Source organism: Pedobacter sp. NO84 (genome assembly GCF_059703915.1).
In genome coordinates this window covers 2,955,054-2,980,584 of sequence record NZ_AP046575.1, presented here as the reverse complement: position 1 = coordinate 2,980,584, position 25,531 = coordinate 2,955,054, and the positions used below count along the sequence as shown (strand labels likewise).

Annotated in this window: 25 protein-coding genes; all 25 read left to right on the top strand. The window is 35.9% G+C overall.

What is annotated here, in order from left to right; translation table 11 throughout:
* Nucleotides 1-3 precede the first annotated feature (3 nt).
* The 25 genes from AC6H0V_RS13035 to AC6H0V_RS12915 all read left to right on the top strand — a co-directional run bounded on the left by AC6H0V_RS13035 (nt 4) and on the right by AC6H0V_RS12915 (nt 25,530).
* On the top strand, nt 4-1,344 hold the full coding sequence (locus AC6H0V_RS13035) for an oligosaccharide flippase family protein (protein WP_497560626.1): 1,341 nt from the start codon (nt 4-6) through the stop codon (nt 1,342-1,344).
* 1 nt (nt 1,345) lies between these two features.
* Nucleotides 1,346-2,644 (top strand): glycosyltransferase, encoded by a 1,299-nt coding sequence (locus tag AC6H0V_RS13030; protein WP_497560625.1) that lies wholly within the window; start codon nt 1,346-1,348, stop codon nt 2,642-2,644.
* A gap of 1 nt (nt 2,645) precedes the next feature.
* Nucleotides 2,646-3,362: a GNAT family N-acetyltransferase gene (locus AC6H0V_RS13025; RefSeq protein WP_497560624.1), complete on the top strand. Its 717-nt coding sequence runs from the start codon at nt 2,646-2,648 to the stop codon at nt 3,360-3,362.
* A complete protein-coding gene (gene rffA, locus AC6H0V_RS13020; protein WP_497560623.1) occupies nt 3,350-4,486 on the top strand; it encodes a dTDP-4-amino-4,6-dideoxygalactose transaminase in 1,137 nt (378 codons plus the stop codon). Before AC6H0V_RS13025 ends, rffA begins: the two co-directional genes overlap by 13 nt.
* A gap of 4 nt (nt 4,487-4,490) precedes the next feature.
* Nucleotides 4,491-5,555: an EpsG family protein gene (locus tag AC6H0V_RS13015; RefSeq protein WP_497560622.1), complete on the top strand. Its 1,065-nt coding sequence runs from the start codon at nt 4,491-4,493 to the stop codon at nt 5,553-5,555.
* Nucleotides 5,556-5,567: 12 nt separating this feature from the next.
* The gene (locus AC6H0V_RS13010; protein ID WP_497560621.1) at nt 5,568-6,887 is read left to right on the top strand and encodes a glycosyltransferase family protein; all 1,320 of its coding nucleotides are present in this window, start codon (nt 5,568-5,570) and stop codon (nt 6,885-6,887) included.
* A gap of 33 nt (nt 6,888-6,920) precedes the next feature.
* Nucleotides 6,921-7,955, top strand: coding sequence for a polysaccharide biosynthesis protein (locus AC6H0V_RS13005; protein ID WP_497560620.1), 1,035 nt, complete (start codon nt 6,921-6,923; stop codon nt 7,953-7,955).
* 1 nt (nt 7,956) lies between these two features.
* Nucleotides 7,957-8,391, top strand: coding sequence for a WxcM-like domain-containing protein (locus AC6H0V_RS13000; RefSeq protein ID WP_497560619.1), 435 nt, complete (start codon nt 7,957-7,959; stop codon nt 8,389-8,391).
* On the top strand, nt 8,388-9,509 hold the full coding sequence (locus AC6H0V_RS12995; RefSeq protein WP_497560618.1) for a polysaccharide biosynthesis C-terminal domain-containing protein: 1,122 nt from the start codon (nt 8,388-8,390) through the stop codon (nt 9,507-9,509). Before AC6H0V_RS13000 ends, AC6H0V_RS12995 begins: the two co-directional genes overlap by 4 nt.
* 21 nt (nt 9,510-9,530) lie before the next feature.
* Nucleotides 9,531-10,673, top strand: coding sequence for a non-hydrolyzing UDP-N-acetylglucosamine 2-epimerase (gene wecB, locus AC6H0V_RS12990; RefSeq protein WP_497560617.1), 1,143 nt, complete (start codon nt 9,531-9,533; stop codon nt 10,671-10,673).
* The gene (locus tag AC6H0V_RS12985) at nt 10,673-11,878 is read left to right on the top strand and encodes a glycosyltransferase family 4 protein (protein ID WP_497560616.1); all 1,206 of its coding nucleotides are present in this window, start codon (nt 10,673-10,675) and stop codon (nt 11,876-11,878) included. The genes wecB and AC6H0V_RS12985 overlap by 1 nt, the downstream gene beginning before the upstream one ends.
* A complete protein-coding gene (locus tag AC6H0V_RS12980) occupies nt 11,878-12,495 on the top strand; it encodes a sugar transferase (protein ID WP_497560615.1) in 618 nt (205 codons plus the stop codon). Before AC6H0V_RS12985 ends, AC6H0V_RS12980 begins: the two co-directional genes overlap by 1 nt.
* Nucleotides 12,470-13,213 carry a GNAT family N-acetyltransferase gene (locus tag AC6H0V_RS12975; RefSeq protein WP_497560614.1) on the top strand — a complete coding sequence of 248 codons (744 nt, stop codon included), beginning with the start codon at nt 12,470-12,472 and terminating at the stop codon, nt 13,211-13,213. Before AC6H0V_RS12980 ends, AC6H0V_RS12975 begins: the two co-directional genes overlap by 26 nt.
* The gene (locus tag AC6H0V_RS12970; protein WP_497560613.1) at nt 13,210-14,112 is read left to right on the top strand and encodes a DegT/DnrJ/EryC1/StrS family aminotransferase; all 903 of its coding nucleotides are present in this window, start codon (nt 13,210-13,212) and stop codon (nt 14,110-14,112) included. The genes AC6H0V_RS12975 and AC6H0V_RS12970 overlap by 4 nt, the downstream gene beginning before the upstream one ends.
* Nucleotides 14,109-15,182 carry a GNAT family N-acetyltransferase gene (locus tag AC6H0V_RS12965; RefSeq protein ID WP_497560612.1) on the top strand — a complete coding sequence of 358 codons (1,074 nt, stop codon included), beginning with the start codon at nt 14,109-14,111 and terminating at the stop codon, nt 15,180-15,182. The genes AC6H0V_RS12970 and AC6H0V_RS12965 overlap by 4 nt, the downstream gene beginning before the upstream one ends.
* On the top strand, nt 15,182-16,336 hold the full coding sequence (locus tag AC6H0V_RS12960; RefSeq protein WP_497560611.1) for a DegT/DnrJ/EryC1/StrS family aminotransferase: 1,155 nt from the start codon (nt 15,182-15,184) through the stop codon (nt 16,334-16,336). Before AC6H0V_RS12965 ends, AC6H0V_RS12960 begins: the two co-directional genes overlap by 1 nt.
* A gap of 338 nt (nt 16,337-16,674) precedes the next feature.
* Complete coding sequence (locus tag AC6H0V_RS12955; protein ID WP_497560610.1) at nt 16,675-17,334, top strand: glycosyltransferase family 2 protein; 660 nt, start codon at nt 16,675-16,677, stop codon at nt 17,332-17,334.
* Nucleotide 17,335: 1 nt separating this feature from the next.
* Nucleotides 17,336-18,328: an NAD-dependent epimerase/dehydratase family protein gene (locus tag AC6H0V_RS12950; protein ID WP_497560609.1), complete on the top strand. Its 993-nt coding sequence runs from the start codon at nt 17,336-17,338 to the stop codon at nt 18,326-18,328.
* On the top strand, nt 18,319-19,275 hold the full coding sequence (locus tag AC6H0V_RS12945) for an FkbM family methyltransferase (protein WP_497560608.1): 957 nt from the start codon (nt 18,319-18,321) through the stop codon (nt 19,273-19,275). The genes AC6H0V_RS12950 and AC6H0V_RS12945 overlap by 10 nt, the downstream gene beginning before the upstream one ends.
* On the top strand, nt 19,262-20,758 hold the full coding sequence (locus tag AC6H0V_RS12940) for an MATE family efflux transporter (protein ID WP_497560607.1): 1,497 nt from the start codon (nt 19,262-19,264) through the stop codon (nt 20,756-20,758). Before AC6H0V_RS12945 ends, AC6H0V_RS12940 begins: the two co-directional genes overlap by 14 nt.
* Nucleotides 20,748-21,467, top strand: a complete 720-nt coding sequence (locus tag AC6H0V_RS12935) for a glycosyltransferase family 2 protein (protein ID WP_497560606.1) — start codon at nt 20,748-20,750, stop codon at nt 21,465-21,467. Before AC6H0V_RS12940 ends, AC6H0V_RS12935 begins: the two co-directional genes overlap by 11 nt.
* A complete protein-coding gene (locus AC6H0V_RS12930) occupies nt 21,464-22,531 on the top strand; it encodes a glycosyltransferase family 4 protein (protein WP_497560605.1) in 1,068 nt (355 codons plus the stop codon). The genes AC6H0V_RS12935 and AC6H0V_RS12930 overlap by 4 nt, the downstream gene beginning before the upstream one ends.
* A complete protein-coding gene (locus tag AC6H0V_RS12925) occupies nt 22,528-23,619 on the top strand; it encodes a glycosyltransferase family 4 protein (protein ID WP_497560604.1) in 1,092 nt (363 codons plus the stop codon). The genes AC6H0V_RS12930 and AC6H0V_RS12925 overlap by 4 nt, the downstream gene beginning before the upstream one ends.
* Nucleotides 23,616-24,716 carry a glycosyltransferase family 4 protein gene (locus AC6H0V_RS12920; protein WP_497560603.1) on the top strand — a complete coding sequence of 367 codons (1,101 nt, stop codon included), beginning with the start codon at nt 23,616-23,618 and terminating at the stop codon, nt 24,714-24,716. Before AC6H0V_RS12925 ends, AC6H0V_RS12920 begins: the two co-directional genes overlap by 4 nt.
* On the top strand, nt 24,706-25,530 hold the full coding sequence (locus AC6H0V_RS12915) for a glycosyltransferase (protein ID WP_497560602.1): 825 nt from the start codon (nt 24,706-24,708) through the stop codon (nt 25,528-25,530). Before AC6H0V_RS12920 ends, AC6H0V_RS12915 begins: the two co-directional genes overlap by 11 nt.
* Nucleotide 25,531 lies beyond the last annotated feature (1 nt).

Below are 25,531 nucleotides of genomic sequence, written 5' to 3'. Positions count from 1 at the left end.
AAAATGTTTAAGAGCCTATTTTCACAACTTAGTGATCGTTCATTAAAAGCTTATAAAAATATACTTGGGCTTTTTGCCCTTAAGGGAATAAATATTGCCGTAGGATTCTTAATCGTTCCCTTAACATTAACTTATCTTGAGCCCAATAGATACGGGATTTGGATTACCTTAAGTGCAATTTTTAATTGGTTTAGTCTTTTTGATATCGGATTGGGCAACGGACTTAGAAATCGATTGACTGAATCGTTGGCGAAAAATGAACTACTTAAGGCAAGGATATATATTAGTACTACCTACGCTGCGCTTGCCGGACTGTTTTTTATCATATTCTTGTTATTTATCTGTGCCAACTTTTTTATAGACTGGCCATCTGTTTTAAATGCACCCCAATCTTTTAATGTTGAACTAAGCCTTTTGGCTGGGTTTATATTTTTCTTTTTTTGTGCAAGATTTGTAACCCAGCTTATTCTAACCGTAGCAATAGCCAAGCAAGAACCTGCCTTTTCGCAATCAATTGATGCAACTGGTAGGGTGATATCTTTAATAGCTATTTTCCTGCTCACTGTTTTTACCAAAGGAAGTTTATTGTACCTAGGAATTACATTAACATCCGTTCCCGTTCTAATTAACCTGATAGCCAGTATTTTTATATTTAATGGAAGATATAAAATGCTTCGCCCAGCTTTTTCCCTGATAAGATTTAAAGAATTAAAATACATCCTAAGCTTAGGAGTTAAGTTCTTTGTTATTCAGATTGCTGTAGTTGTACTTTATCAAACGGATATTATTATTATCTCGCAATTGTATGGGCCCAGCGAAGTTACCCCCTATAGCATAGCTTTTCAATACTTTAGTGTAGCTACCCTTGTATTTATAACCATCCTCACGCCTTATTGGAGTGCTTTTACAGATGCATACACCAAAGGTGATATCAAATGGATAAAAGCGATCATCTCCAACTTAAAATTAGTATGGCTTGGATTAGTGGCGATGGTAATATGCTTATTTTTCTTAGCTCCCTTTCTTGTGCACTTGTGGGTAGGCAACAAGGTAGCAGTAGATAGTAAGTTGTATTTGGTAATGGCAGTATATGTACTTATAAATGCCTTTAACGCAATATATAGCCAATTTATGAATGGGGTTGGGAAGGTAATGATGCAATTCTACCTCGCTTCTATACTTGCTGTTGCGCAAATCCCAATAGCTATCTATTGCTGTAAACATTTTGGGATCATGGGAATCATGTTCCCATCCATTTTATTCGGCCTCTTCACTATCGTGATTTACAATCAACAATACAGAAAAATACTGGCTGGCACTGCAAAGGGAATTTGGAATAAATAATATGAAAAATATTTTAATACTTTCATCTCCACATCCACATAAAGCTGCAGGCGTAGTTGCACTAGATTTATATCAAGGGCTAAAACTAAAACATACAAAAGAAGCTAGGGTAAAAATGTTGGTTAAACGTTGGGATAAATACGCAGATCCAGATATTATCCCTGTCGAAAATTATATGGTGCATACCAAAAATAGAGTAGCTAGGAAAACCATAGAAATTTTCTCAAAACTTAAGCCTTGGAAAACTAAAGTAAAGATAAGGGATAACAAATATATTTTAAACTATAACGAAACTACACTACATTACTCAACAAGTCTGATCCTTAAAAGAATAAAATTTAATCCTGATGTGATTATCGTTCTTTTTATGCACGATTTTATTTCTTATCAGAATTTGTCTGAGTTGCAATCTCGTACCAACGCAAAGATTTTTCTATATCCAATGGATATGGCTCCGTTTACAGGGGGCTGCCACTATGCATGGGAATGCGAGGGCTACCTTAATAGCTGTGGAAATTGTCCTGCACTATACACTAATGACCCCAAAGACCAGACCTTTTATAACTTGAAATTTAAAGAAGATCGGGTAAAAAAGATGGATATTTCCTTGTTGGCCGCAAATACTCAGCTAGAAAATCAACTAATAGTATCGAAGATTTTCAAAGATAAAGTAGTATTCCCAGGTATTTATCCTTTGCCGGATAATAAGGTTTTTTACCCGATAGACCAATTTGTTGCTCGGTCCAGCGTAGGTATTAATGCTGAAGCAAAAGTATTATTCTTTGGCGCATGTTCATTAGCAGACACGCGGAAGGGGATGCTACTTCTTGTAAATGCATTAAAGATTGTTGCGCAAAAATTAACATCACCAACAACTATTGTCTTGTTAATTGCGGGCACAAAGATGGATAATAGCATAGATGAGCTGGCCTTTGAAAATATTTATATGGGCTTTGTGCAAGATTACCATAGGCTTGCTATGGCTTATAATGCGTCTGATTTCTTCATTAGTCCTTCCCTGGAAGATTCGGGGCCAACTATGGTTTTGCAATCGATGTTGTGTAAAACACCGGTAATTTCTTTCGATATCGGGTTTGCTAAAGAATTTATTGTGGACAAAGAAAATGGTATTATACCCGAAGACAAAACCGAAACCTCATTGGCTAATTCCATATATGAAGCTGTAACGATGGAAAAAGAAGCATACCAAAAGATGAAGCAAAATTTGACCACCTTTTGCGAAAGTCAATCGATGGAAAAGAATATCAATAAAGTTTCACTTGCAATTGGATTAAATTAGGATGAAAATAGTTGGTGAAATATTAAAATGGGATTCTGATTTCTTTGGTTACAAAGTAGGAAAGGTAACTGTAAGCGATTTTAAATCTACTGATTACGAAGACCTGTTCGAAGAGTTGAAATCAAATGATTTTCATCTGGCATATATCTATCCTACCGACCATCAATCAACTCAGAACCTAAGCGCAGTAGGGGTTAAATTAGTAGATACCAAAGTACTGTTTTATAAGAAAGATTTCCTAACTGCAAAGAAGGCACACCCATACCCACTTGAACTCTATAAGGATCCGAATGATTATCAAGCGCTCATGAACCTGGCGTTAATTAGCGGACAATACTCTAGATTTAAAATCGACGAGAATTTTACAAATAATGAGTTTGAAAGACTCTATGCAGAATGGTTAAACAACTCCATTTCTAAAAAAATCGCCGATGAGGTGTTAGTTTGTAAAATTGATAATGCTGTACAAGGATTTGTGACTTATAAAATTAAAGATGATCAACTGATAATTGGCCTTATTGCCACTTCTCCAGAATTTCAAGGTAAGGGAATTGGACGATCTTTGATGGAATCAGTTGAACAGATAGCCCAAAAAAATCAAGTTCAAGAAATCATAGTGGCCACCCAAGAAGAAAATAGCAAAGCCATGTCTTTTTATTATTCTTGCGGATATTTAATTAAAGAAAAAACAGAAATATTACACTTATGGATAAAATGATCATTCCTTTTAATAAACCATACCTGAGCGGAAATGAGCTTACATACATTGGCGAAGCGGTAAAATCAGGTAAAATATCGGGTAATGGAGCCTACAGTCAGAAATGCCATAAATTTTTTGAAGAGAGATATGGTTTTAAAAAAGCCTTACTCACTACTTCATGTACTGATGCATTAGAAATGTGTGCCATTTTAGCAAACATCGGACCCGATGACGAAGTAATTATTCCCTCATATACCTTTGTGTCAACTGCATTGGCTTTTGTAAGGCAGGGCGCCAAAATAATCTTTGCTGATAGTCTTCCAAATCATCCAAATATCGACACCAGTAAAATTGAAGCGCTAATTACACCTAAAACTAAAGCCATTGTACCTGTTCATTATGCCGGTGTTGCCTGTAATATGGATGAAATAATGCAGCTTGCCCAAAAATATAACCTTATTGTAATCGAAGATGCAGCCCAAGCTATAGAATCGTTCTATAAAGGCAAAGCCCTTGGAAGCATTGGGCACATGGCAGCCTTTTCTTTTCATGAAACCAAGAACATTATTTCAGGAGAAGGCGGGCTATTGGCCATCAATGATGATCGATTTGTGAATAGAGCGGAAATTATCTGGGAAAAAGGAACAAATAGGGCCGAATTTTTTCGCGGAGAAGTAAATAAATATGGATGGGTGGATACCGGCTCGTCTTTCCTCCCTTCAGAAATCATTGCCGCTTATTTGTGGGCCCAACTAGAAAACTTAGAAAGAATACAGGAAAGAAGAAAATCCCTAGCTATCCAATATCAGCATGCATTAAGTAATTGGGCATCAGAAAATCATATCGGTTTGCCCATTGTACCAGACGGTGCCACAAATAATGGACACATGTTTTATTTGGTAATGAATTCTATTGAGGAGCGTTCCAAACTGATCGAACACCTAAAATCAAAGGGTATATATGCCGTATTTCACTATTTAAGCCTTCATCAATCCGTATTTTATAAAGATAAAATGGTGGCCAAAGATCTGGAAAATTCGGATCGATTTACTGATACGTTGGTACGCCTACCACTTTTCTATGAATTGTCTGATTCGCAGCTTTCTTACATTTGTGAGGAAATAATAAATGCCGAAATTTAATTAGATGTTCGTAACCCTCACCATAGGTTTTATCTGTTTGATCTTTGCTTTTTTGGCAAAGTACAAAGAGACTAAATATGGTTTGGAAATTGCATTTTTTATTATTTTCCTTTTTTTAGGTCTGAGATATGACTTTGGAAGCGACTATAATGCTTATTTGGTAGGCTTCGATGAAGTTAATGCAACACCATTGAATAGGTTCTTTGATCCTGAACTCCACTTCGAACCTGGATGGATTATACTAAATAGGATTTTTAGCCCGTTTGGTTTTTTCTCCATGATTATCGCCTTGGCCCTATTTAACTGCTATGTTTACTATAATTTTATTTCCAAGTATGTTCCCTATAGGTATTATTGGCTAGCTGTTTTTATCTACTTCTTTAGCCCCGGTTTAATGCTGGTGCATGCCTCTGCGATGAGACAAGCGCTATCCATAGCCATTTTTGTATTGTCGCTAGATTACCTTTACAGAAAGCGGGCGATAGCCTTTTATACCTGTGTTATCGTGGCCATACTTTTCCATACCAGCGCAATAATTCTCTTGCCCATATATATCTTTAGAATCCTTAATTGGAAGGCTAATTTAGCCATTGCTATTGCTATCGTGTTTGGATTATTGATCTTAATCCCATTCGGAGGTTTCCTTCCTATTTTTATGGGCTTTGTCCTCACTCATTTTGAACGCTACGAATTTTACCAAGAATCGGCCGAATTGGGAAGTGGATTTGGATTTGTGATCATGTTGTTTTTTGTATCGTTGATCGTCTATTTTATTCCCTCTCAAATCAAAAGAAATGCGCAACTATTTAGGGTTTCCTTATTTGGCTATATTTTTATTCCGCTAAGCCTGTTGATAGCTATGCTTGCACGTTTATCCATGTACTTTGAACCTTTTCTTATAGCTGTTTACCCATTAATATGTTTTTATATTAAAAATGCTATAATTAGATATATTTTTATTGCAATTATTGTTGTGTATACCATATTTCTTTTGTTGCCATATTTTAAGCCCTGGATATGGAATTTTGAAGAATATCACACCATTTTCTCAGCGCCTAAATGGTATTAATTTCGTAAATCTATGACAAGCCCTAAAATATATCCACGCGTTCTGATCATTGCCCACAATGCACTATCAGATACCCAAAATAACGGAAAAACAGTATCTGCTTTTTTTAGGGGCTGGGATATTGAAAATATTGCCCAAATTTATTTAACAACTGACACCCCAGATTTTACCGTTTGTAAGAAATTTTTCCAGATCCATGATTTTGATATTTTAAAAAGGGCTTTCCTAAAAGATATTCAAGGGAGGGAAATCACCGAATATGATGTGCTTAACATGAAAGCATATAAACAGTCGGTAAGAAGCAATCCTCTCTTAAAAGTGATCCGTAATAATGTTTCGCCAATAGTAAGGTTTTCGCGCGACCTCTTATGGAGCATCGCCGGGCTAAAAACTAAGGCCCTGAAGCAATTTATTGATGAATTTAATCCGCAAATTGTTTTTTTTCAGGCCTCAAATGCTAAATTTGCCTTTACATTGGTAAAATGGATCTGTCTTGAAAGGAATATCCCTCTAATTATCCAAACTACTGATGACTATGTAACATCCAAATTCTCGTTAGATCCATTTTTTTGGATACAGCACCAACGGATTCTGAAGGCAAGTAAATGGGCGTATACCTATGCCAACTATGTAGTAGCAATTGGCGAAAAAATGGCGAAAGAATTTAAATCGAGGTTTGGTGGAAACTATCTTGTAGCAATGAATTCGGTAAATGAATTAAATCTTTTGCCATATAAGGCGGATAATAAAATCATTAAACTTACTTTTGCAGGAAACTTAGCATTAAACCGATGGAAGATACTCGCGATAATTGTTGAAGGTTTAAAAGAATTGGGTGAGGAAGAAGGTTTACTAGCTGAACTTTCCATTTATTCGTTAGAACCAGCGGATGCAGATTTGGAGAAATTAAATGTGCCACCATATAGTTTCTATAAGGGAAAAATTGATACGGAAGGATTAAATCTTGTTAAAGAACAATCAGATATATTAATACATGTTGAGGCTTTTGATAAAAAAAATAAACATATCACAAGATTATCTATTTCTACAAAGATCCCAGAATATCTTGCTTCGGGAAGAGCCATACTGGCCATTGGTCCGGCAGATGTTGCATCAATGGAATATTTAGCTGAGTTCGACCTTGCATTTACAGTAAATACCGATGATAAGGATACAATCAAAAGGAACCTTAGAAAAATTATCCTAGATCCCGATCAACGAATTAGATACGCTGTTAGGGGTAAAGCCCATGCTGATAGTTATCATAACCAACAACAAAAAACAGAAGAAATATTCGAAAAAATTTCGGAAGCAATCACAAATAAAAATTAAAGAGGTATTTTACCTTGTATAACCAACATACTTATGTTTAAAGACAAAATATTATTAATTACTGGAGGTACTGGATCTTTTGGAAATGCCGTGTTAAATCGTTTTTTGCATACGGATATAAAAGAAATTAGGATTTTTTCAAGGGACGAAAAAAAACAGGACGATATGCGTAATGAACTTAGAAATGAAAAACTAAAGTTCTATATCGGAGATGTGAGAGATTTTAATAGCATTGAAAGAGCCATGCATGGCGTAGATTATGTATTTCATGCTGCGGCACTTAAACAGGTTCCATCATGCGAATTCTTTCCATTAGAGGCCACAAAAACCAATGTTTTTGGTACTCAGAATGTAATCGACGCCGCGGTAGCCAATAAAGTTGGTAAAGTGATCTGCTTAAGTACCGATAAGGCAGCCTACCCCATCAATGCTATGGGCATTTCAAAGGCCTTGATGGAAAAGGTTGCGATTGCTGCTTCAAGGAATATTGTAGGAAATACTACCGTATGCTTAACACGATATGGTAATGTAATGGCCTCAAGAGGTTCGGTAATCCCCTTATTTTTAAAGCAGATTAAAGAGGGAAAGGACTTAACGATCACCGATCCGCAGATGACCAGATTTCTAATGTCTCTAGAAGAAGCTGTTGACCTGGTTTTATTTGCCTTCGAAAATGGAAACCAAGGAGATTTATTTGTAAATAAAGCACCCGCTGGAACCATTGGGGATTTGGCACTTGCTTTAAAAGAGTTGTGTAATGCCCAGAATGAAATCAAAGTAATCGGGACACGTCATGGAGAAAAGCTTTACGAAACCTTATGCACAAGAGAAGAGATGCAAAAGGCCGAGGATATGGGCGAGTTCTATAGAATCCCTGCCGATAACCGTAACCTAAACTATAGCCAATATTTTTCTGAAGGCGAAACTGATCTTTCTGTCATAGAAGATTATCACTCTCACAATACCGAACGGTTGGATGTAGAGGGAATGAAAGCCCTACTTTCTAAGCAGCCTTATATCAAAAGGGAAATTTTTGGCGACTTATCAGCGGTTCAATACGCTAACTAATATGGATGACCGTCCTCATATCATAATCGGCGGTAGCCAAACAGACGACAGAGGTACACTTTCGTTTGTTAATGCATTTGAAATGTCGGATGTAAAAAGGTTTTATATGATCGAGAATAAGGATTTATCCATTATTCGCGGATGGAGAGGTCATCAATTTGAACAAAGATGGTTTTTTGCCCTAAACGGCGAGCTTCTTATTCAGCTTATAAAAATAGATAACTTTGATACGCCAAGTACAGTGGTGGAGTTCGAAAAGTATACACTTTCGATGGAGAATAATCAGATTTTACACGTACCAGCCGGGTATGCAAGTACTATTCAGGCAACTAGGCCCGGTTCTAAACTACTTGTTTTTGCCGATTCCCTAATTACGGATGCAATAAAAGATGATCATCAGTTCCCCTTGGATTATTTTGAAAATAAAATTAAATGAGATTAAGAGTAGGTATTACCGGTCAAGAAGGCTTTGTTGGACAGCATCTTTATAATATGTTAGGCCTCTTTCCTGAAGAGTTTGAAAGAATAGACTATCATATCGATTTCTTTAAAGACGAATCGAAACTCATTCAATTTACTGAAAATTGTGATGTAATTGTCCATTTAGCTGCAGTTAATAGACATAACGATCCACAAGAACTCTATGATATCAATGTTAATTTGGTACAGCAGCTTATATCGGCCCTGAACGCTTCAAAAAGTAAGGCCCATGTTTTATTTTCTTCTTCGTCTCAAGAAGAACAAAATAATCTATATGGCAAAAGCAAAATGAAAGGCCGGGAGTTGTTTATTAGTTGGGCAAAAAATGTGGGCGCCAATTTTACGGGCTTGGTGATCCCAAACGTTTTCGGTCCATTTGGCCTTCCTTATTACAATTCATTTATCGCAACGTTTTCACATCAATTATCACATGGAGAACAGCCTAAAGTTGAAGTTGATGGATCGGTTAAACTGATTTATGTTGGCGATCTTGTATTAAAAATCATCAACGAAATCAGAAGTAGAAAAGGAAATGATCATTATGCAATTCCCTACACCGATGAGTATAAGGTTTCGGAGGTATTAGCTTTACTAGAGAAATACCAAAAGGAATATCAAACAGCTGGAATAATACCCCAAATAAACAACCCGTTCGAACTGAACTTATTTAATACATTTAGATGTTATATAGATCTAAAAAGCCATAATCCAGTAAAGCTTAACCAACATATCGATCCTAGAGGCGCCTTTGTTGAAGTTATTCGCCTTAATGTTGGCGGACAAGTCTCTTTTTCTACCACTTTGCCAGGAATAACGCGGGGTAATCATTACCACAGTAGAAAAATAGAACGATTTGCGGTAATTAAAGGAAAAGCACTCATCCAATTGAGAAGAATTGGGACTGATGAGGTACTTGATTTTTACCTAGATGGAAATGAACCAGCCTATGTAGATATGCCAATATGGTATACACACAATATCAAGAACATCGGCGAAGAAGAACTTTATACCATTTTTTGGATCAATGAGTTTTTTGACCCTTTAGATCCAGACACTTATTTTGAAAATGTATAGCCGATTGAAGTAACAATAAATATGAAAGTAAAATTAAAAGTGATGACTGTGGTTGGCACGCGACCTGAAATTATAAGGTTAGCGAGGGTTATGGCGGCATTAGACGCATCAGAAGCAATAGACCACATCATTGTGCATACCGGACAAAACTATGATTATGAGTTAAACCAAATATTTTTTGATGATTTGGCTATTCGTAAACCAGATTTTTTTCTAAATGCTGCCGGTAAAACCGCAACAGAAACTGTAGGGCAGATTTTAATTAAGATCGATCCCTTGTTAGAAAGCGAAAAACCTGATGCATTTTTAGTGCTAGGTGATACAAACTCTTGTTTATGTGCCATCCCTGCCAAGAAAAGACATATCCCGATCTTTCACATGGAGGCCGGAAACCGATGTTTCGATCAACGTGTACCCGAAGAGACCAACCGAAAAATTGTTGACCATGTTTCGGATATTAACCTTACTTACAGCGATATTGCACGTGAATACTTACTACGTGAAGGATTACCGGCCGACAGAATTATAAAAACGGGTTCTCCGATGTTTGAGGTTTTAAATCATTATGCTCCGATGATCGAAAAATCAGACGTTTTAACCAGGTTAAATTTAATAAAGCACCAATATTTTGTGGTTTCTTCACATCGCGAAGAAAACATCAATAGCGAGAAAAATTTTACAGGGCTAATGGACAGCTTAAATTTAATTGCCGAAAGATTTGGCTACCCAATTATTGTGAGCACGCACCCGCGTACCCTAAATATGATTAAAGCAAAGCAATTTGAAATGCGCCCAGAAGTACAATTTTTAAAACCAATGGGCTTTAATGATTACAACGCATTACAAATGAATTCATATGCCGTACTGTCGGATAGTGGTACCATTTCGGAAGAATCCTCTACTCTAAATTTTCCGGCACTGAATATTAGGGATGCCCACGAACGCCCTGAAGCGATGGAAGAAGCATCTGTAATGATGGTTGGCATGAACACCGAACGGATAATGCAGGCACTTATCCAATTGCAGTACCAAAAAAGGGGAGAAGAAAGAAACTTTAGGAGAGTAGCAGATTACTCTATGCCAAACGTATCGGAAAAGGTGGTTAGAATCATAATTAGTTATGTTGATTATATAAAAAGAACAGTTTGGAGCGAAAATAATTAATGAATATTTTAATTGTAAGTCAATGGTGTTTCCCTGAACCTGATGCCAGAATTTTAAACATGGCAGAGGAGTTTCAGAAAAAAGGCCATAGCGTTGAAATATTAACCGGATTCCCTAATTATCCAGGTGGTAAGATTTATGATGGATATAAACTAAGTTTATTTAAGCAAGAAGTAATCTCAGGGATAAAGATTAATCGGGTGTATCTTTATCCAAGTCATGATAAGTCTTCAAAAAAGCGAATGCTTAATTATTTTTCTTTCGCCTTGTCTGCTAGCATATTGAGTGTGTTTTTAGTAAAAAAACCTGCTATTATTTATGTTTACCACCCTCCCGCTACAGCTGCAATACCTGCTATTTTTCTGAAAACAATCTTTAGGTCTAAACTCGTTTATGATATCCAAGACCTTTGGCCAGATTCTATTGAGGCTTCTGGAATGGTAAAAAAAACCTGGATGTTAAATCTATTGCGTCGATTTCAAAATTTTGTATATGCAAAATCGGATGCAATAACCGTAATATCCGATGGATTTAAACGAAGATTGATAGAGCGGGGTATTGATGCCAATAAAATTACGGTTATAAGAAATTGGAGTATTCCGATGGGTAATCTCGAAGGCACCGAAAAGATCAGTTTTGGCAATCGATTTACTTTTTTATTCGCTGGGGCACATGGTACTGCACAATCCTTAGATACGATTATCAATGCGGCCCAAAAGCTAACAGAAAATGGAGAGAATGAAGTACAGTTTGTCTTTTTGGGCTCAGGTCCATTAAAAGAAGATCTGGTACAGTTAGCACAATCAAAAAATAGTGGGAATATCGTATTTTTAGATAGGGTAAATCCCAATAAAGTGGTAGATTATCTGTTAGCAGCAGATGTCTTATTGGTAAACCTAAAAAACGAACCCCTATTTACAATCACTATACCTTCAAAAATCCAGAGCTATTTGATGGTTGGAAAACCTATCTTAGCTGGAGTAAGTGGAGATGCAGCGGATTTAATCGAGGAATCACAAGGGGGACTTACATTTGTTCCCGAAGATGTGGATGACTTTATAGAAAAAGTTAAAATTTTTAAAAGTATGGATAGTGAAGAGTTAAGAATTATGGGTGAAAAAGGCAAAATATTCTATCAGGAAGAGCTGAGGAACGAAGTGGGTAGCGAGAAATTTTTGGTGTTATTTAGTTCATTGTTAAAATAGTGTATATCAACATAATAAAACCGTTCTTCGATAGGCTTTTGGCCTTGATCCTGCTTATCGCTATCAGTCCACTATTCTTACTAGTTGTTGTGCTTTTATTTATTGCGAATGGAGGAAAGGTCTTTTTTGTGCAAAAAAGAAATGGATACCACGAACACGAATTTGTAGTAATCAAATTCAGAACAATGAATAACAAAAAAGACAAAAGTGGCGTATTACTTCCCGATGCCGCACGATTAACCCCTGTTGGCAGATTTGTTAGGCGCACCTCATTAGATGAATTACCGCAACTTTTGAATATTATCAAAGGAGATATGTCTTTTGTTGGGCCCAGACCGTTGTTGCTTAGATATCTTCCTTACTTTACAAAAGAAGAACGCTTAAGGTTTAGCGTAAAACCCGGGATTACCGGATTAGCCCAAGTTTCAGGAAGAAATATGCTGGCATGGGATAAAAGATTGGGACTTGATGTAGTTTACGCTAAGAACATTAGTTTCTTGTTAGACCTAAAAATAGTGGCTAATACTATTAAAAATGTATTGAGTAGTAAGGATATTGTTGAAGACCCTGAATCAGTTATGTTAAATTTGGATGATGAACGAAGAAATAAGGTTTGAGAAGCTCGCTATAGAACATATTGATGCAAGTATTGCCCTCATTCGCCATGCATTTCCAGAAGTTTACCTAATTCCGTCGATATATCGGTCGAAGGGGATAGCAAATTATGTGAAACTCGAATTAAATAACCCGTTTCAGAACAACTTATATTATTCTTTAGTTAATAATGGGGCGTTGGTTGGAACGGCAGAGCTCAAATCATTTAACAAGATGATTTTTCTAAATATGATCGCTGTTGATAAAAAACAAGAAGGAAAGGGTTATGGATCTTTTTTTTTAGATCAATTGTGCACTCTATTTAAAGGATTGGGATACGATGAAATGCAACTTGATGTATTTGGATCTAATTTTGCCAAGCAATGGTACAAATCTGTAGGGTTTTCGGAGTTATCACGAAAAAATCTCATACAGCTTTCAGCATCACCCAGTACAGAACTTGGTTTTAAGATTACTAATTATGCTACGGCAGAAACTGAATATAGGGATTTTGGCTTCAGCCTTTTAAAGATAGTAGATAACGATCAGTTAAACCATGAGATCGGCAGAATAGAAAACGATTTAATCATAAGGTCTTCGGTTAATGCCAATTGTATTTATATTTGCGAAAAATTAAAATCTACTTTTGGAATTAAAAATATATTTTATTTTAAGGAAGAAACTGGGCAGGAGAATAATAACGTAGTAGAAAGTTTATTTAGACTTAAAAAAATATTATGATAGGTAAGATTGCCGAAAATCTTAGGAGCTCATTAAGACCGTATTCTTTTCATGCATCTGCTCGTGCAGGATGGAGCGAAATATTAAAAAAATTTAAACGGGAAAATCCGCTCGGCGAAATTTTGTTGCCTGCTTATATCGGATGGTCGGCAAATGAAGGAAGTGGTATATTTGATCCAGTTAAGGAATCTGGCATAGCGTACAACTTTTATAACATCACTGCCGATTTTTGTATTGATGTACAAGACTTGAAGTCGAAGGCAAAAGATAATGTGCTTGTTTTATTGGTCCATTATTTTGGATTCCCTGATTCTAACTATATAAAAATAGCAGAGTGGTTAGGGGAAAATCATATCCCATTTGTGGAAGATTGTGCACATGCGCTTTTGTCAGACCATGTAGGGGGAATTTGTGGACGTAAAGGAGATTATTCATTTTACTCTCTTCATAAACTTTTACCCGTGAAGGGTGGAGGAATGATTAGGGCCAATTCTGCTAACGAAGCAATAGTAGGTCAAGATATCAATTATAATGACATTTGGAACTATGATTTTTTTGAAATTTACCAAAAAAGAAGGGCCAATTATACTTTTATTGCTGATGGACTAAAAAAACTATCAAATGTTAAACTTTTGTATCCAATTTTAGTACAAGGTGTAGGTCCTCAGACATTACCTGTACTAATTAATGGTGATAGGAATGAAATATACCATGAAATGAACAATCAAGGATTTGGAATGGTTAGCTTATATCATACCATGATTGAAGAGATTTCTATAGAAAAATACCCCGATTCTCACTACTTAGCAAGCCATATTATCAATTTTCCGGTACATCAGGATGTAACGAACGAAGATTTGGTTCAATTATTGTCTAGATTTTCAAAATTATATTCATGAATTTAAAAGTACTTAATCTTTTTCATGTACAAGACCAAGATGATTATAAACGCCTGATTGCTAAGGTGGATGGGAAGAATCCATACTTAACCTTAGACTTTCTCGAAATATTTTCTGCGGGCTTAAAAAATGCGAAATGTTGGTACTTAGAAACAGCTGATGCGATTGTTTTATTGGTAGGTTATATTAAAAAAATCGACCTTGAGGAAAATGTGTATGATTTCACTTCACCTTATGGTTACTCAGGACCCTCTTATACCGGTACAAAGGATGTAGAATCAAGTATTTTACAACAATTTTGGAAAGCACTAGATGAATGGTACGTAGCCAATCATGTGATATCAGAATTTATCCGGTTTTCATTGAATAAAAATTATATAGGATATACCGGAACATTAACACCCACCATCTCGAATGTTAAGGGTGCAATAATCGATAGTGAAACCCAATGGAACAATTTTGAGAGAAAAGTGCGCAAAAATGTTAAGCGGGCACAATCAGAAAACCTAAAGGTAAAGCTATGTTGGGGAGAAGAAGTAGGTGAAGATGTGCTCAAAGAATTCCATAACATTTACATAAGTACCATGGAGAGGACCAATGCCAATCCTGAGTTTTATTATACTTTTGATCAATTTGATTCTTTTAGAAGAAAAAATCCGCACTTTTGTGCTTTCGCTTTTGTTTTTGATGATGAAAAAATTATTTCTACAGAAATGCTCTTAGTTTCTGGAGATTCGATTTATTCATTTCTTGGAGGAACATTAAACGAATATTTTAACAAAAGGCCAAATGATCTGTTAAAATATGAAGTAATTAATTGGGCTAGAGCCAACAAAATTAGTTATTTTGTATTAGGAGGTGGATATGGGAAGGATGATGGTATCTTTAATTATAAGAAATCATTTTTTCCCAATGATATCGAACCTTTTTTCACTGGTAGAAAAGTGATTCAACAACCTTATTACATGAAACTCATCCTTAAACAAAATAAAAGGAGAAAAGATAAAGGCTTAGCAATTTTAGAAACGTCTGATACGTCTTTTTTCCCTTTATATAGAAAAATTAATTAATGGTACCAAATAAAATATGGCTTTCTTCACCTCACATGGGTGGATCCGAACAAAAATATGTTCAGCAAGCTTTTGATGCAAATTGGATAGCTCCTCTAGGGCCAAATGTCAATGGTTTCGAAAGTGACTTAAAAAGATATTTAAATGAAGAGTGTTATGTAGCTGCGGTAAATTCTGGTACTGCTGCAATTCATTTAGGATTAATACTGTTAGGCGTAGGCCCTGGCGATGAAGTAATATGCCAAAGTATGACCTTTTCTGCTTCGGCAAACCCGATTGTTTATTTAGGCGCAACGCCCGTTTTTGTAGATTCAGAAAAAGAAACCTGGAACATGTCTCCAGATTTGTTAGAACATGCTATACTGGATAGACTTGCCAAAGGTAAAAAGCCAAAGGCGATTATTCCAGTACATCTTTACGGTATGCCCGCTAAGATGGAGGAAATTACGAGAATCGCAAAAAAATATGATATCCCTATTTTAGAGGATGCAGCAGAGGCTTTAGGATCATCGATCAACGGCCAATTATGTGGTACCTTCGGTGAAATAGCCTGTCTCTCATTTAATGGGAATAAAATCATTACTACTTCGGGAGGTGGTGCAATTGTTACCAAGGAAAAAGCCAATATGAACAAAGCTATTTTTCTGGCAACCCAAGCCCGCGATGAAGCACCACATTATCAACATTCCCAAATTGGCTACAACTACCGAATGAGCAATATCGTTGCGGGAATTGGAAGAGGTCAAATGGAAGTGCTTGATAAGCATGTGCAGAGCCGTAGAAATAATTATCAGTATTATAAAGAAGCTTTTGCTGATATTGAAGAGATATCATTGCTAACTGAACCGGCTGGCTTTTATTCTAATCGTTGGTTAACCTGTATTTTGGTTAATCCAAGAAATGGAATGTCAAGAGAATCTATTCGTTTGGCACTTGAGGCCGAAAACATAGAATCCCGCCCGATGTGGAAACCTATGCACTTACAACCGGTCTTCGCAAAATCGCCATTTTATGGTGATGGCACTGCTGAAGAGTTATTTGAAAATGGCTTATGCTTGCCATCCGGCTCAAATTTAAGCAAGGAAGACCTTGATAGCGTGATTAATAAAGTGAAAGAAGAAATTGCTTCAAGAGTTCAGGTAAGAGTGCTTTAATTTTATATAAACCCTTTTTGATAGCGCTATCACTAGTGCTTTTTAGCATAGCTGTATTTTTATAGCAAGCCGCCCAATTTATTTATAGCTTTACGTTATATTTTGTATGCTCGGTAAAATTGAAGTGTAACGAAAATCGGAATAAAGAAATTGGAATGTTCGCTCTAAGCTATAAATCTAAAAAATTCTTTTACAATATATATTGGAATTGGCTTATGCTGCTCTGGTTTTTCAAGCCAAAGCACAAATCTAAGTGGAGTAAGAATCTGGGGTTTTCTATCGGTATTGTAACTTACATTAACCGATACGAAACATTTTTTAAACCTTTAATTTTGCACTTGGTTAGGATCTTTCCAGATACTGAAATCATTATCGTAATAAATGGATATTATAACTTCGTGCAACAAACGGAATATCTGATCACCATACGCAAATTTCTGAGCCAATTCCAAAATGTGAGGGTTATTGATTATCTTGAAGCACAAAGCCTGAGTAAATTGTGGAATCAAATCATACTGAACAGTAATACCTCTCATAACCTTATTCTAAATGATGACCTTAGGATTTCTCCCAGGTTTAGAAAAGAACTTGAAAAATCAGATTTCTTAAAAGAAGAAATTTGCTTAATTAATAGGAGTTGGAGCCATTTTATAATTAGTAGATCTGTGATTGATAAAATTGGATGGTTTGATGAACGTTTCCCAGGTGTGGGCAATGAAGATGAAGATTATGAATCCAGATTGGTTTGCAATCATATCCAAGTCAACTCGATCCCTATACACAGTATTAAAAATATTGTATTTAAAACGAAGGATTTTTCTTATGGAAAATTTACTGAGGTTGTAAATTCGAAATATTCAAAGGCGAATAAAGTATTTTTCGACTCCAAATGGGAGTGTTCATCCTTGCCAAAAGAAGGGTTTAACTATGTTGAAATTTTGAAATTATACGTCAGATTGAGAACGGGGATGGACACACCGAATTTTTATAGAAATTAAAATGGCATCAATAGTAGTAACCGGAGCTGCAGGATTTATTGGATCGCATGTGGTTGATCAATTAATTACATTAGGACATACGGTAATTGCCATAGATAATTTAAGCGGTGGATTCTTAGAAAATGTAAATCCAGCTGCAATATTTGAAAATATAGATATTCTAGACCACGTAAAGCTTGAAGGAGTTTTTCAAAACTATAACGTAGAATATGTGTATCATTTAGCAGCATATGCAGCTGAGGGATTGAGCCATTTTATTAGACGGTTCAATTATAGCAACAATGTAATTGGCAGCATAAACCTGATCAATCTAGCTATTAAATATGGAGTTAAATGTTTTGTTTTCACTTCATCCATTGCAGTATATGGTAAAAATCAACTCCCTTTTACAGAAGAGACCATTCCCTGCCCAGAGGATCCCTATGGAATAGGAAAGTACGCAGTAGAACTAGACTTAAAAAGTGCACATGAAATGTTTGGTTTAAATTTCGTAATATTTAGGCCCCATAATGTATATGGCGAGCGCCAAAACATTGGTGATAAATATAGAAATGTGGTTGGCATATTTATGAATAACCTACTCCAGCAAAAATCTTTGCCCATTTTTGGTGATGGCCTGCAAACACGATCTTTTAGCTACATAAACGATATTGCTTTGCCGATTGTCAATGCGGCTTTCATGCCCAAAGCCTATAACCAAACTTATAATATTGGGTCTGAAAACGGTTCATCAATTTATGAGTTGGCGGTAATTATTTCAAAAGAATTTAATGTGGATCCTGATATCAACTATCACGAAAGTAGAATGGAAGTTGTCCATGCCCATGCCTCACATAAAAAGGCAAAACTATTGTTTAAGCATTTAATAAAGGAGACCCCCCTTGAAGAGGGTATTGAGAAAATGGCTGCATGGGTACGAATACATGGAGCACGCGAAACTACCGATTTCAATGCCATTGAAATTGAGAGAAACCTACCCCCATCATGGAAGTAATTAAAATATTAAGGAGATGGAAGCATCTTTTCGCTAAATATCGAAGGCGAAAAAGGATGGGGAAATTAGCTACCATACAGGGATTGATCAGGTCTAATCCAAATTTGGAGGCAATCACCATCGACAAGGATCGTTTTATATTAAACCTTAAGGGTGGATTAAAGTTCGAATGGGATCCGTACATAGGTTTCAGTTGTTTAGGGTTGGCCTATAACGAAACTTACGAAGAACTAGAGCTAAAAATTATAAAAAGTCTGATTTCACCCCAGGATACAGTTTTTGATATTGGCGCAAATTTCGGTTATTTCAGTATAGCGATAAAACAAAGTTGCCCAACTGTTAAGCTATATGGTTTTGAACCCATAATTGAAACTTTTCAATTGCTTAAAAGAAATCTACAACTTAACCATATATCTGATGTTTTTATTTACCAATTGGGGTTTTCAGACCGGCATGAAATAGCTACATTCTATGTGCCAGATCAACTTGGAGATGCTTGGGCTTCGATGGGCACCGTCGTTTCCAAAGAATTAAAACAATCATTACGGGCTGAAAAATGTGAGGTTACCAGATTGGACGACTTCATGTCCGAAAATAAGATTACAGAGATTGATTTTATTAAATGTGATGTAGAAGGTGCAGAACTTCTTGTTGTTAAAGGGGCGAAGCAAACCTTGCTCAACTATAAACCAACACTCATGTTAGAAATAGGCGATCGCTGGAGCGCTTTTTTTAATTACACTCGGCAAGACCTTATTCAATTATTGATATCAGATTTTGAATATCAATGTTATGGAATTCTTAATCAATCGGTTATTCCTATCCATAGGGTTGAACAAGTAGAAAAATATGATGAAGATCAATTGTTTAATTATTTCTTTGTACATCCTTCCAGAATTAATGACATAAACTTATTTGAGCAGTATACCAATCTTGAGCACAGATAAAAACAATATTGTAAAAAGTGGATTTTATTCCATCGTCCAAGTGCTCACAGCAACACTTAGCTATGCAGTTATCTATATTTTAGTAATATCTCATTTGGGCAAGGAACAACTGGGTATTTGGTCTATCTTAATGACTATCCCGTCTGCTTTAACGCTGGTTGGTTCTGGTGTATCAGGTTGCATTTTAAGATTTCTCCCCGTCTTCCATGCCGAAAATAACTATCAAAAAATAGGACAGTTTATTTTTAATGCTGTGATTACAAACCTGCTAACATCTGGATTGTTGGCCCTGTTAGGCATAACATTTGCACAACCCCTACTTTCTTTCCTTTTTAGCACTAGGGTCGTTCCGCAATCTTACTTCCTACTATTTTTCCTCTCATTAGCTATATTCTTGGTTAATTTTATAAACTCTGTAATCTTAACTTCCCTTGATGGATTGCAACTAATGAGGCATAAGTATAAAGTGCTTATCGCTGCTTCCTTATTCGTTTGTGTTTCTGCAATAGTATTAGTTAATTTATATGGTTTAAAGGGATTATTCTATGCCCAACTCCTTCAATCAATTGGCGTTTCAGTTTTTGGTGTGTATTTATTGAGCAAAACTAATCTGCTTAAAGCTAAATTTATGAGATTTGATTTTTCAACGATTAAGGTATTTTTCGGGTATGGAAGTACATTTCAGTACATTTCGATATTTACGCTCCTTTTTGATCCGATAACTAAATATTTTTTAAATCGATACTTTAATTTGGGCATTGTCGGGTCTTTTGATATTGCCAATAGGATCGTACTTCAGGTTAGGCAACTGGTGGTAAATGCTGTTCAGGTGATTGTTCCCGTAGTAACCAAACAGAGTGAGGCAAATGAACTGAATACGAAAATATTGTATGGCAAGGCTTTAAGGGGCGCACTATTAATGAGTGTAATTTGTTACGGGCTATTGATTAGTGGAATATTAACTTCTATCGGCTTGATTATAAAATCAGACCCTCTACCCTTCGCTTTAATGTTGATTTTATTGGCCATCGCTCAACTATTTAATGTTATTTCGGCCCCAGGATATGCGATTTTAACAGGATTGGGTAAACTTAGGCCCTTACTTTTTTCGCACATCATTGCCACAGTTCTAAATCTCTTTTTTTTTATAGCATTATCCTATATAGCTAATGCATATACTATAGTTCTGCCTACTGTTTTAGCGATCTGCTTATCTTCACTATACATTATCCATTATTTTAGGAAAAATTTTATTAATGGCCAACTGGAGAGGCATAGCGGAGACTATCTAATATATAGTTTAAGCATAGTTTTTCCTTTTTTTTGCGTTTTGGGAACAGTTTATAACTGGCCAAATTATTTACAGCTACTATTTTTTAGTATCCAATTGATTACCTTGCCTTTCTTGATATTTAAAAATAACTTTATCAAAGAGCTGATAGTTTCCTTGTTTAAACGCTTGCCAGTTCATTATGGAAAATGATCCAAAAGTATCGATTATTACAGCGGTGTATAATGGTGAGGCTACAATTTCACGTACCATCGAGAGCGTGTTGAAACAATCCTATCCCAACATACAATACATTATTGTAGATGGGAGTTCAACTGATCAAACCTTAGCCATTATTGCAAAATTAAACAAGGGAAATTTCACGGTTATTTCTTCCCCGGATGAAAGTATGTATGAGGCAATGAACAAAGGGATTGAGATCGCCACTGGAGAACTTATTGGGATAATTAATAGCGATGATTGGTACGAAAAAGACGCGGTTTCCAATGTGGTAGCTGCATACTCAACTCATCCTCAGGTTGAGATTTTTCACGGATTATTAAGGTATCACAATACGGATCAGCATATAGAAGCCATTATGGGCCACGAAGCATCTTTTTTAAATAAGGGGATGATAGAACATCCAACCTGTTTCGTTAAAAAAGAGCTTTATTCAAAAATCGGTCTCTTTAATTTAAATTATCGCTTTGCAGCCGATTACGAATTTATGCTCAGAGCCTATAATCAAAAAGCTAGATTCTCCTTTATTCCTCAGCTTTTAGCTAATTTTAGCATTGGAGGCTCCTCAACATCTTTTGAAGCAGCGAAAGAAACATTAACAATACAATACCATTATCGGCTTATCTCCATGGTTAAGAAACAAGTGCTCATTTTTTACTGGTGGTTAAAGTGTCGAAAATGAAAATTACATTTCTGATCAGTGACTTGTCATTACAACGAGGAGGCGAACGTGTTACCGCGGTTATTGCCAATGCCCTAACTAAAAAAGAGCAGGTACATATTATTTCCCTTTATCAAATAAATGAAAAATATTTTTATGATTTTGATAGAAGTATTCAAATTACGGTGGTAAACCCGTATCAAGCAAACAGGAATAAAGTTTTCCAAAAACTCAACGAACTTTTTGCCCTTTCTAACTATATCTATAAAGCAGATGTAGATTTCATGATAGGTGTTGGTACATATTGTTCCGTCTTAATGGGAATGTTCAGCTGGTTAAATAGAAATATCAAGTATTTGGCTTGGGAACATTCAAGTTATATGGCTCCCACAAAAAAATGGCGGTTAATTAGACAACTCTTCTATAAAGGAATAGATGCGATCGTTTGCTTAAACAGCACAGATCAGGCTAACTATTCGCAGAAATTTAATCAGGTGTATGTTATCCAAAACCCCTTAAGCTTTAGCACAACAGAAAAGGCATCCTTAAAAAATAAACAAGTCTTATCGATAGGAGCGCTTGAAGAAGAGAAAGGATTTGATCTTCTAATCGAAGCATTTCATCAGTTCAAGGGAGATGAAGAATGGAAATTGCTAATTATTGGTGAAGGAAGTAAAAAAGAGGAATTGAAGCGTTTAATTGAACATTATAAGCTCCAAAACCGAGTAACCATTTTACCTTATACTAATGATATCTGCCATGTTTATTTGGAAGCAGGCCTATTTGTATTGCCATCACGAAGGGAAGGCTTCGGAATGGTATTATTAGAGGCTATGGAATGTGGATTGCCATGCATCGCTTTCGATTGTCCGACAGGCCCGGCTCATTTGATTAAAAATGAAATTAATGGGTTATTGGTGCCTGCACAAAACATAATAAAATTAAGCGAGTCGATTGAGCGAGTGGCACAGAATAATGAATTGGCGAAAAAATTTGTTGCGCAATCCCATTTAACATTGGCATCCTATCAGCAAGACCTCGTTTTGAGCTTATGGTACGGATTATTTAAAAGGCAAAGCGCATGAATATTGGAATAGATTATCGTTTTGCAGTATCTAGTGTGCGGGGAATTGGTTATTACATTAAAGAGGTTGTGGCACAGCTTATGGTGCTGGATAAGGTTAATAAATATTTCCTATATGTTAATACGAATACGGATATAGTTCTGCCTGATAATTTTAACTTGATTAAGCTCAAGGGTAAAAACTTAATTCTATTCGAACAATTTTATCTTCCTAAGCAAGCTAAAGCTGATCAATTGGATGTGCTTTGGTGTCCTTCTAATTCTGGGCCAATTTCTTTGCATCCTACCATTAAATTAATAGTTACGGTACACGATCTTGCTTTTAAAAAACGGCTGAATTCCCAACTTTTTAATTTTTTTGCTCCTAGAGAACTTCGGTTTGCATTAGCAGAACGTTATCGTATGTTGGCTTTAACCTATGGTTTGAAAAGGATTAATCAGCTAATTACCGTTTCAGATTATTCGGCCAAAGAAATTTTTACAAAATTGCATAGAAAAGCTGTTGTAATTAACAACCATATCAGCCCAACAGTAACTAGTAATGGAGACACTAGCTTATTGCAAAAACTTCGAATAGAACCCAAAAATTATATATATACACTTACTGGAGTAGCTCCCCACAAAGCTTTAAAAAGTTATATCGAATTGTTTCAGAACCAAACCATCAACAAACCTTTGGTAATTAGTGGGGTGTATAGCCAAAAACTGATTAAGAAATACGCGTCAACTCCCATCATTTTTAGCGGAGTTGTAACCGAAGAAGAAAAAAATACCTTGTACTCCAATGCTTATTGTTTTCTTTTTCTATCATTGGAAGAAGGATTTGGATTGCCCTTGCTTGAGGCTATGAAACATAAACTGCCTATCATCTGTACAAATCGTGGAGCATTACCGGAAGTTGGCGGCCAGGCGGTAATATTGGTCGAGCCAAATGATCATAGTAAAGTACAATACTTATTAAATGACCTCACACCTAATTTGCCGCCTAATCTAAAGATGCTACAACATGCACAACTTAATAAATACAGTGATTGGAAGATTGCTGCCAAAGCACATTTGGCTTTATTTGAAAAGGAGGGTAGGTCTTGAAAAAGTTAGTATTCTTTTTGCCTGACATCACTACTTCGGGTGGTGTAGAAAAAGTAGTAAGTAATTTAGCCAATCGCTTTGCCCAATCACCCAACTATCAAGTGTTGATTTTAACATGCATCGATTTTGATCAGCCTTTTTTTTACGAGGTTTCTCCCAAGGTATCCCTATTCAGCTTAAATCGTCCGGCCTATCCTCGGGGAGCATTCGCTAAAATTAAATGGTATCAAGAGCTAATTAAACCGTTAGATCAGTTTTTATTGGCCCATGAGATAGCTATTATTTTTGCAGAGGGAAGTTATCTTTCACTCTGTTTAACTATGATTAAAAATGAAAAGGTTATCAAAGTGGGATGCGAGCACATAAGCCATGATGCTGTTAATATCTTTCATCAAGGGCTAAGACGCATAAATTATCGAAAATTAGATGCATTGGTGGTTTTAACAAAACTTGATCGTGCTTACTTTTCATCTTTTTTAACAAATGTATTTCTCATCCCTAATTTTATTCTACCCTTTGATCAAAGGGCGGGTAGTTTAAAAAATAAAACAATTGTAGCCACTGGAAGGTTAGAATCCCAAAAAGGTTTTGACATATTAATTAAGGCATTTGCTAAAATACACTCGCAATTTCTAGACTGGAATCTTATTATTTACGGAGAAGGAAGCGAAAGAAGGGCACTGGAGAGTTTGGTTGATCAATATTCTTTGTCCCAGAGCATAAAAATGCCGGGAAGGGTATTTAATTTATCGGATAAATTGAAAAATGCACTTATATTTGTGGCACCATCTCGCTACGAAGGCTTCCCTCTAGCTCTTTTAGAAGCCATGGGTTTAGGCTTGCTTTGTGTAAGCAGCAATATAAGCGGATCAAATGAAATTATTCAACATCAAATTAACGGGATATTGGTTAAACCAAAAAGCATTTCGGCTTTAGCAAATGCATTGTGTAATCTAATTATGGATCAAGAGTCTTGGGGAAAAATGAGCGCTGCAGCCTTAAAAAAAGCAGATCAATATCAAATCGATTCTATAATTATAGAGTGGGAAAAACTTATAGATCATTTGATCGGACAAAACATTCAGCATGAAATTTAGTGTACTACTCTCTGTTTATTTAAAAGAGCGTCCTGAAAATTTAAGCGATGCACTTCAAAGCATGGTAGAACAGACTTTGGTACCCGATGAACTTATTCTGATGATCGATGGACCTATTACCGTTAAACTTACAGAGGTTATAGATCTATTCAAAGCTAACTATCCAGGGTTATTAAAAACCGTTGTTTTAGAAGAAAATATAGGTCTGGGCAATGCCCTAAAAGTTGGGCTGCACCATTGTCAATATGATATTGTAGCTAGAATGGATACAGATGACATTAGCCTTCCTGTTAGATTTGAAAAGCAAGTAGCATTTTTAAGTAAAAATCCACATATCGCAGTAGTTGGTAGTAATGTTGAGGAGTTTAACAAAGTACCCGGAGATCTTAAGATTCATAAACGTATGCCAGAATCTGGGGAGGCCTTACTTTCCTATGCTAAATACAGGAACCCCCTTAATCACCCCAGTATTATATTTAGAAAAGCTGCAGTATTGGATTCAGGTAGTTATGATAACCATACTCCATTATTTGAAGATTATAGCCTGTTTGCGAGAATGCTAAAAAAAGGATATGAATTCTATAATATTCAAGAAGACCTGATTTATTTTAGGGTTGGCGATGGTTTAGAGAACATTAAACGAAGAAGCGGTCTTCATTATATTAAAAATGAGATTAAGTTTCTAAAATATGCCTATCACATTGGTCATCTAAATACTTTTGAATTTTCTAAATCATTGATTGTTAAGATTTTTCTGCGTTTGTTTCCGGGACCTGTGGTTTTATGGTTTTACAAAAAATTTTTAAGGGGCTAGG